The sequence below is a fragment of the Nocardiopsis lucentensis DSM 44048 genome (assembly GCF_000341125.1).
In the GTDB taxonomy this organism is placed as follows: Bacteria; Actinomycetota; Actinomycetes; order Streptosporangiales; family Streptosporangiaceae; genus Nocardiopsis; species Nocardiopsis lucentensis.
This window is the reverse complement of the sequence record NZ_ANBC01000535.1, coordinates 1-789: the sequence shown is the minus strand read 5'-3', so window position 1 is coordinate 789 and position 789 is coordinate 1. Positions and strand designations below refer to the sequence as shown.

At 77.6% G+C, this 789-nt stretch carries 1 protein-coding gene; it reads right to left on the bottom strand.

Annotated features, from left to right (window positions below; all coding sequences use genetic code 11):
• Positions 1 to 132: 132 nt before the first annotated feature.
• Positions 133 to 789: glycosyltransferase family 4 protein (locus D471_RS0118750; protein ID WP_026127861.1), on the bottom strand; the 657-nt coding region annotated here is incomplete at its 5' end.

The window sequence follows — 789 nt, the reverse complement described above, 5'->3', positions numbered from 1 at the left end:
ACAGCGTCACGGGCGAGCCGCAGGTGACCGACGGCTCCGGTACCCCCGGCTCCGTCCACGGCGACGACCTGTAGCCGTGTTCGCTTGGGCCTGCGCTGCGCTTCGCTCCGGCCCGGCGCTCGGGCCAGGCGTTCAGGGAGCGCTCAGGAGCGCGTCGAGGCGCTGGGAGACCCTGTCCCAGCTCCACTCCCGCGACACCCACTCCCGGCCCCGTGCGCCCATCCGGGCGGCTCGGTCGGGGTCGCGCAGCAGGCGGATGAGCGCCCGCGCGGTGGGTCCGGGCAGGGAGCCGTCGACGACGTACCCGGTCTCGTCCGCCAGCACCGCGTCCGGGGCCCCGCCGGAGTCACCGGCGACGACGGGCAGCCCGGTGGACGACGCCTCCAGGTAGACGATGCCGAGTCCCTCGACGTCCAGTCCGCCCCGCCGGGTCCGGCACGGCATGGCGAACACGTCTCCAGCGTCGTAGTGGGCGGGCAGCTCCTCCGCGGGCACCGCGCCGGTCAGGACCACGGAGTCCATGCCGCGCGCCGCCGAGCGCAGCCGCTCCGCGTCGGGCCCGTCCCCGACGACGAGCAGCGCGGCGTCGGGCACGTCCGCCAGGACGCGCGGCCAGGCGCGCAGCAGCGTGTCCTGACCCTTGCGCCGCACCAGCCGCGACACGCACACCACCACCGGGCGCCCGCCCAGTCCGTGGCGGGCGCGGACCTCCTCGCCGCCCGCCCCGGGGCGGAAGCGCTCGGTGTCCACGCCGGGGGCGAGGCGGCGCATGCGGTCGGCGGCCCCTGG